Here is a 5675-nt window from a genome sequence, read left to right on the forward strand (position 1 = left end):
ATAAGAGACAGGTGGCGATGTCGGCGGCGTGACCCTCGTGGCGATCGGTGGGGGTTTCCACCAGGATCGGGACGTTGGCGGTGGCCGGGTGGCGCATCAGTTCGGCGAAGGCCGGTTCGCCGATCATGCCCTTGCCGATGTTCTCGTGCCGGTCGCGGGTGGAGCCGCAGAGGTCCTTCGAGTCGTTGGCGTGCACCAGCCGCAGCCGGTCCGCCCCGACGGTGGCGACCAGGGCGTCCAGGGTCTCGGTCATGCCACCCTCGGCGGCCAGGTCGTGCCCGGCGGCCCAGGCGTGGCAGGTGTCGAAGCAGACGCCGAGCCACGGGTGCCGGTCCACCGCGTCGAGGTACGGCCCGAGCTGCTCCACCCGGCAGGCCAGCGACCGGCCGCCACCCGCGCTCGGCTCGACCAGCAGCATCGGCCCGCCGTCGGCAGCGGCCGAGTCCAGCAGCGGTAGCAGGGACTCGCGTACCTGCCGCATCGCCGCCTCGGCGTGCCCGGCGTCCACCGCGCTACCGGCGTGGAACACCACCCCGCGCGCGCCGATCGCGGCGCCCCGGCGTAGCGCGTGGGCGAGGGACTGTGCCGACCGCTCGACCGTCGCGGCGGTCGGGGAACCCAGGTTGACCAGCAGCGACGCGTGGATGTAGACCGGGATGCCCCGCTCGGCGCAGCCGTCGCGGAACAGCGCGTCCTGCGCCGGGTCCCCGGCCGGCATCGCCCAGCCGCGGGAGTTGCCGACGTAGACCTGCGCCACCTCCGAGCCGGCGGCGTCGAGGTACGGCAGTGCCGCCTTCGCCAGCCCGCCCGAGGTCGGCGTGTGCGAGCCGACCGGGCGGTGGCCCGGATCTCCGGTCGCCATCAGAAGCACCCGATGGTGACCGGGGTGCCCGGCGGGACCTGGGCGTTCTCGGGCGGGTTCTGGAACCGGACGAAGGCCTCCGGGTTGAACTGGATCTCCACCGGGAAGCCCTGGCTCTCCAGCACCTGCTTGCCCTGCTGGCAGGGCAGGTCGACGACCCGGGGTACGGCCACCTGCGGCGGACCCTCGCTGACCTCCAGCCGGACCTGGGCGCCCTTTTCCACGCCGCTGCCGTCGGCCGGGCTCTGCCCGAGCACCTCGTCGCGGGGCTTGTCGGACTGCTTGTACGTCGGCTCCACCAGCACGAGCCCGAGCTGCGCGATCTGCGCGCGGGCCTCGTTGAGGTTCTTCCCGACCAGGTTCGGCACGGTGATCGGCGCCCGGCCCTTGCTGAGGATGACGGTGATCTTGTCGCCCGGCTTGACCTCCTTGCCCGCCTCCGGCTTGGTGGCCACCACCACGCCCTCCGGCAGGCTGTCGTCATAGCGGGCGGTGCCCTTGGCGACCTCCAGCTGTGCGCTGACCAGGTCCGCCTCGGCGAGGTCGAACTCCTTGCCGACCACATCGGGGAGGGGGAACCGCGCCGGACCCAGCGACAGGGTCAGGGTGATGGTGCCGCCCTTGAGGATCCGGGCGGCCGAGGCCGGGTCCTGCGCCACCACACCGTCGCGGGGGATCTGCTCGTCGTGCCGGGGGTCGGTGTAGCGCAGGGTGAAGCCACCCTGGGCCGCCTGCGCCTCCGCCTCGGCCTTGCTCATGCTCATCAGCTCCGGCGTGGTGGAGTAGCGACCCACCCCGAACCACCAGCCGCCGAGCGCGGCCACCAGGCCGAGCACCACCACGACGGCGGCGACGGCGAGGCGGCCGTTCGAGTCGCCCAGCAGCCGGGTACGCAGCGTGCCCAGGCGGGAGCCCAGGTGCTCGCCGTCGTCCGGGGCCGCCCGGCGTCGGCCCCGGGCCGGGGCGCCGGCCTCCGGCAGCCGGGCCCACGAGGGCCGCTCGGTCGGGCGGACCGTGGCCACCACCATCGTCGGCTGGGACACCGCCGGGCCGTCGGCCACGGGGGACAGCATGGCGGTGTGGGTGTTCGAGTTGCCCAGGCCGTCCTGGGCCGCCCGCACCTCGGTCAGCAGCGCGCCGGCGTCGGCGGGGCGGGCCGCCGGGTCTCGCCGGGTGGCCCGGGCGACCAGGTCGTCGAGGGCCCGCGGCAGACCGGGCACCAGGGTCGACGGCGCGGGGACATCCCGGTCGACGTGCTGCCAGGCGATGTCGATCGGCCGGTCGCCCTCGTACGGCACCCGGCCGGTGAGCATCTCGAACAGCACGATGCCCGTCGAGTAGACGTCCGTGCGGGGGCCGGCGCGGCCGTCGGTGACCAGCTCGGGCGCGACGTACGCCACGGTGGCCATCAACTGGTTGCCGCTGTCGTGGTCGGTGCTCGCCTCGACCGCCCGGGCCAGCCCGAAGTCGGTCACCTTGACCACGCTGTCGACGAGGTTCGCCGGGCCGCCGCTTGGTGCCTCGGCGACCAGCACGTTCTCCGGCTTGACGTCCCGGTGCACCAGCCCGGCCCGGTGGGCGGCGGCGACCGCGGCGAGCATCTGCTCGGTGATGGCCAGCGCCTCGTCCGGGTTGAGTCGGCGTCGCTCGGTCAGCACCTCGCGCAGGGTGCGCCCGCGTACGTACTCCATGACCAGGTACGGCATCCCGGCGTGGGTGCCCTGGTCGTAGACCGCGACCACGTTGGGGTGGGTGAGCCGGGCGATCGTCTTGGCCTCGTCGGCGAACCGGTCGACGAAGCTGGCCAGCCCGGCTCGACCCGGGGGCCCCTGGGTCGAGTGAATGATCTTGACCGCCACGGTGCGTTCGAGTCGTTCGTCGGTGGCGGTGTACACGGTCGCCATGCCGCCACGGGCCACGCGACCGCGGATGCGGTAGCGCCCGTCGATCAGCGAGCCCAGCAACGTGTCGGCGACCTGTGTGTCCATCGGCAGGGAGTCTATGTGTCGGGGGCATGAAGGTTGAACAGGATGCTACAGCCCAGGTGGCCGCCCGCGGGTCCACCGCGGGTACGGGATGGGGTTCGCCCTGCTCAGGGTGACCGTCGGGAGGCCGTTGACCCGGTGCCGGGGCGACGTGGCAGGGTGGTCGGGTGACCGACTCCGTACCCGCCGCGGGCGCCCTGCCCGAGGCCGGCCCCGCCGACGCGGCAGGCTGGCTGACCCTGCCGGACGTCGCCGAGCGCCTCGACGTGACGATCAGCAAGGTCCACCAGATGATCCGGGACCGGGAGCTGATCGCGGTACGCCGCGACGGTATCCGCCGGATCCCGGCCGACCTGGTGGCCAACCACACTGTGCTCAAGCACCTGCCCGGCGTGCTCAACCTGCTGGCCGACGCCGGCTACGACGACGAGGCGGCACTGCGCTGGCTCTACGAGCCCGACGACACCCTGCTGGGTGGTTCCCCCGCCGCCGCCCTCGCCGGCGACCACGCCCGCGAGGTCAAACGCCGCGCCCAAGCCCTCGGCTTCTAAATCCTCCCGCGTCCCCGCGCGTGCCGGGTCCCCGCGCGTGCCGGGTCCCCGCGCGTGCCGCGCCCCCGGACGTGCCGCGCCGGGCGTGCCGCGCCGGGCGTGCCGCGCCGGGCGTGCCGCGCCGGGCGTGCCGCGCCGGGCGTGCCGCGCCGGGCGTGCCGCGTCCCCAGACGTGCCGCGCCGGGTGTGCCGGGGCCGGCCGGCCGTGCTGTGCCGGGGCCGGCCGTGCCGGGCCGGGCCGGCCGTGCCGTGCCGTGCCGGGCCGGCCGTGCCGTGCCGTGCCGGGCCGGGCCGGGCCGGCCGTGCCGGGGCCGGGCGGGGCGACCCGATCGCCGGACATCGGCCCGGTTTCCGTCGACCCGTCGCCGTGGAATAACCCACGCCGGAGGGTGAGGTACTCGTAGGTCGGCGGGTTAGTCGGCGCGGCGGGTGGCGGCGATGGCCAGGTCAACCAGGGCCTGGCGGGCCTCGGTGTCTAGGTCGACGGCGGTCAGCGCGGCGAGCGCGGCATCGGTCAGCGTGACGATGCGTTGCTCCGCGCGGGCCAGCGCACCGGTGTCAGTGATCAACTCTCGTAGCCGGGCCACCCCGGCCGCGTCCAGGTTCGCGTCGCCGAGCCCGGCCAGCAGCAGCGCCCGGCCGGCCTCGTCGGCCGCCTCCAGCGCCGCCGCCACCAGGTAGGTGCGCTTGCCCTCGCGCAGGTCGTCGCCGGCCGGCTTGCCTGTCTGGGCCGGGTCGCCGAAGACGCCCAGCACGTCGTCGCGCAGCTGGAACGCCTCGCCCAGCGGCAGCCCGTACGCCGAGTAGGCGATGCGCACGTCGGCGGGCGCGTCGGCCAGCGCCGCGCCGAGGAGCAGTGGCCGCTCCACGGTGTACTTGGCCGACTTGTACCGGGCGACCTTGCCGGCCCGTTCCAGCGAGGTGTCCCCGGTTGCCTGGGTCAGCACGTCGAGGTACTGCCCGACGGTGACCTCGGTGCGCATCTCGTCGAAGTCCGGTCGGGCGCGAGCCACCGCCCGCGGATCGAGCCCGGCGGAGTGTAGAAGCTCGTCGGACCAGACCAGGCACAGATCGCCCAGCAGGATCGCCGCGGCGTCGCCGAAGCCGTTCGGGTCGCCGACCCAGCCGGCTGCCCGGTGCCGGGTGGCGAACCGGCGGTGCACCGCCGGCTCGCCCCGCCGGGTGTCCGATCGGTCCATCAGGTCGTCGTGGATCAACGCGCTGGCCTGGACGAACTCCAACGCGGCGAGGGCGGTCACCACCGGGTCGGTGTCCACCCCGCCGGCACCCCGGTACCCCCAGTAGGCGAAGGCCGGCCGCAGCCGCTTGCCACCGCCCAGCACGAACGCCTCGATCGCCTCGGCGACCGGCACCAGGGCGTCATCGACGTCGGCCATCCAGGCCCGGCGGCCGACGAGGAAGTCGGACAGTGCCTTGTCGACGCGTTGGCGGAGGCTGGCGCGGTCAACGGGCGAGACGGGAGCAGCGTGGGTCACGTCCCGACGCTAGTGGGTCGGGACGCGGCGCGCTGACCCACCCACGTCCCGGCGCGCCGTGTCCCGGCTGCTCACCCGTCCGGGCCCGGGTCGGGCGGGCCCGCCGGGTCACCCGCCACGCGGTGCCATCAGCTCAACGACGAAGGCCATGCGGTACCCCCGAAGATCGATCTTCGTCTTGCCGGCGTCGTCCATGTGGCTGCCCTCGCCATCCCCCGGGTGGGCTCGTGCTCGATCCAGGATCGAGTGGCCTCGAAGCGACGGTGAAGCCACTTGATCCTGGATCGAGCGTGATCATGCGGTTGGCCCCGATCCGCGGGTGCGGGTCATCGCGTACCGCGTTGTCTCGGTCGCCCGCCGCCGGGCTGGCGGCTCGGGCGCGGCGGTCTGGCGGCCGGACGGGAGCCGGCGGTGCTGCCAGGCCGGGTGCGACAGTGCCCCGCCCGCTGGTCGCGGCTACCACGCGCGGCGTCGGCTAGCTGGTCGTGGCTACCATGCGCGGCGTCGGCCGGTTGGTCGTGGCTACCACTCGCGGCTTCGACCGGGAGGACGGCCGGCGTCGTCAGGACCTTGGCCAGCCAGCGGCGCCAGAAGCGCCCGGGCATCCGCACCTGCCGCTCCCAGCGGGAGATCTCGTGTCGGCTCAGCGTGGGCACGCCGGCGGCGGCGCAGAGTTCGGCGGCGAGCCGAGACTGACTCCAGCCCCGGGCGAGCCGTAACCGGGTCAGCAGCGGCCCGAACGGCGGCGGATCGGGCGGGGACGGGGGCATCAGTCCTCCGG

At 74.5% G+C, this 5675-nt stretch carries 4 protein-coding genes and 1 pseudogene; 1 reads left to right on the forward strand and 4 read right to left on the reverse strand.

Features of this window, described 5'->3' with window-relative positions; genetic code table 11:
• Both C1I95_RS31265 and pknB read right to left on the reverse strand, forming a co-directional pair.
• The coding region (locus C1I95_RS31265; RefSeq protein ID WP_111219359.1) for a deoxyribonuclease IV at positions 1-862 on the reverse strand (862 nt) is incomplete at its 3' end.
• Positions 862-2850: a Stk1 family PASTA domain-containing Ser/Thr kinase gene (gene pknB, locus C1I95_RS31270; protein WP_111219361.1), complete on the reverse strand. Its 1989-nt coding sequence runs from the start codon at positions 2848-2850 to the stop codon at positions 862-864. The genes C1I95_RS31265 and pknB, both read right to left, overlap by 1 nt.
• Before the next feature lie 164 nt (positions 2851-3014).
• Between pknB and C1I95_RS31275 the strand changes: the two genes are divergently transcribed.
• Complete coding sequence (locus C1I95_RS31275; RefSeq protein WP_111219363.1) at positions 3015-3398, forward strand: Rv2175c family DNA-binding protein; 384 nt, start codon at positions 3015-3017, stop codon at positions 3396-3398.
• 413 nt (positions 3399-3811) lie between these two features.
• Here the strand turns inward: C1I95_RS31275 and C1I95_RS31280 are convergent, their stop codons facing one another.
• Together C1I95_RS31280 and C1I95_RS31285 are read right to left on the reverse strand one after the other, a co-directional pair.
• A complete protein-coding gene (locus tag C1I95_RS31280; RefSeq protein WP_111219365.1) occupies positions 3812-4894 on the reverse strand; it encodes a polyprenyl synthetase family protein in 1083 nt (360 codons plus the stop codon).
• A gap of 326 nt (positions 4895-5220) precedes the next feature.
• Positions 5221-5675 (reverse strand): annotated as a pseudogene (locus C1I95_RS31285) (helix-turn-helix domain-containing protein); the annotation flags it as partial.

Source organism: Micromonospora craterilacus, assembly GCF_003236315.1.
GTDB classification, from domain to species: Bacteria; Actinomycetota; Actinomycetes; order Mycobacteriales; family Micromonosporaceae; genus Micromonospora; species Micromonospora craterilacus.

Excerpts from the sequence above, each read along its gene's own strand:
- pknB (WP_111219361.1), bottom strand. The coding sequence starts at position 2,850 with ATGGACACACAGGTCGCCGACACGTTGCTGGGCTCGCTGATCGACGGG.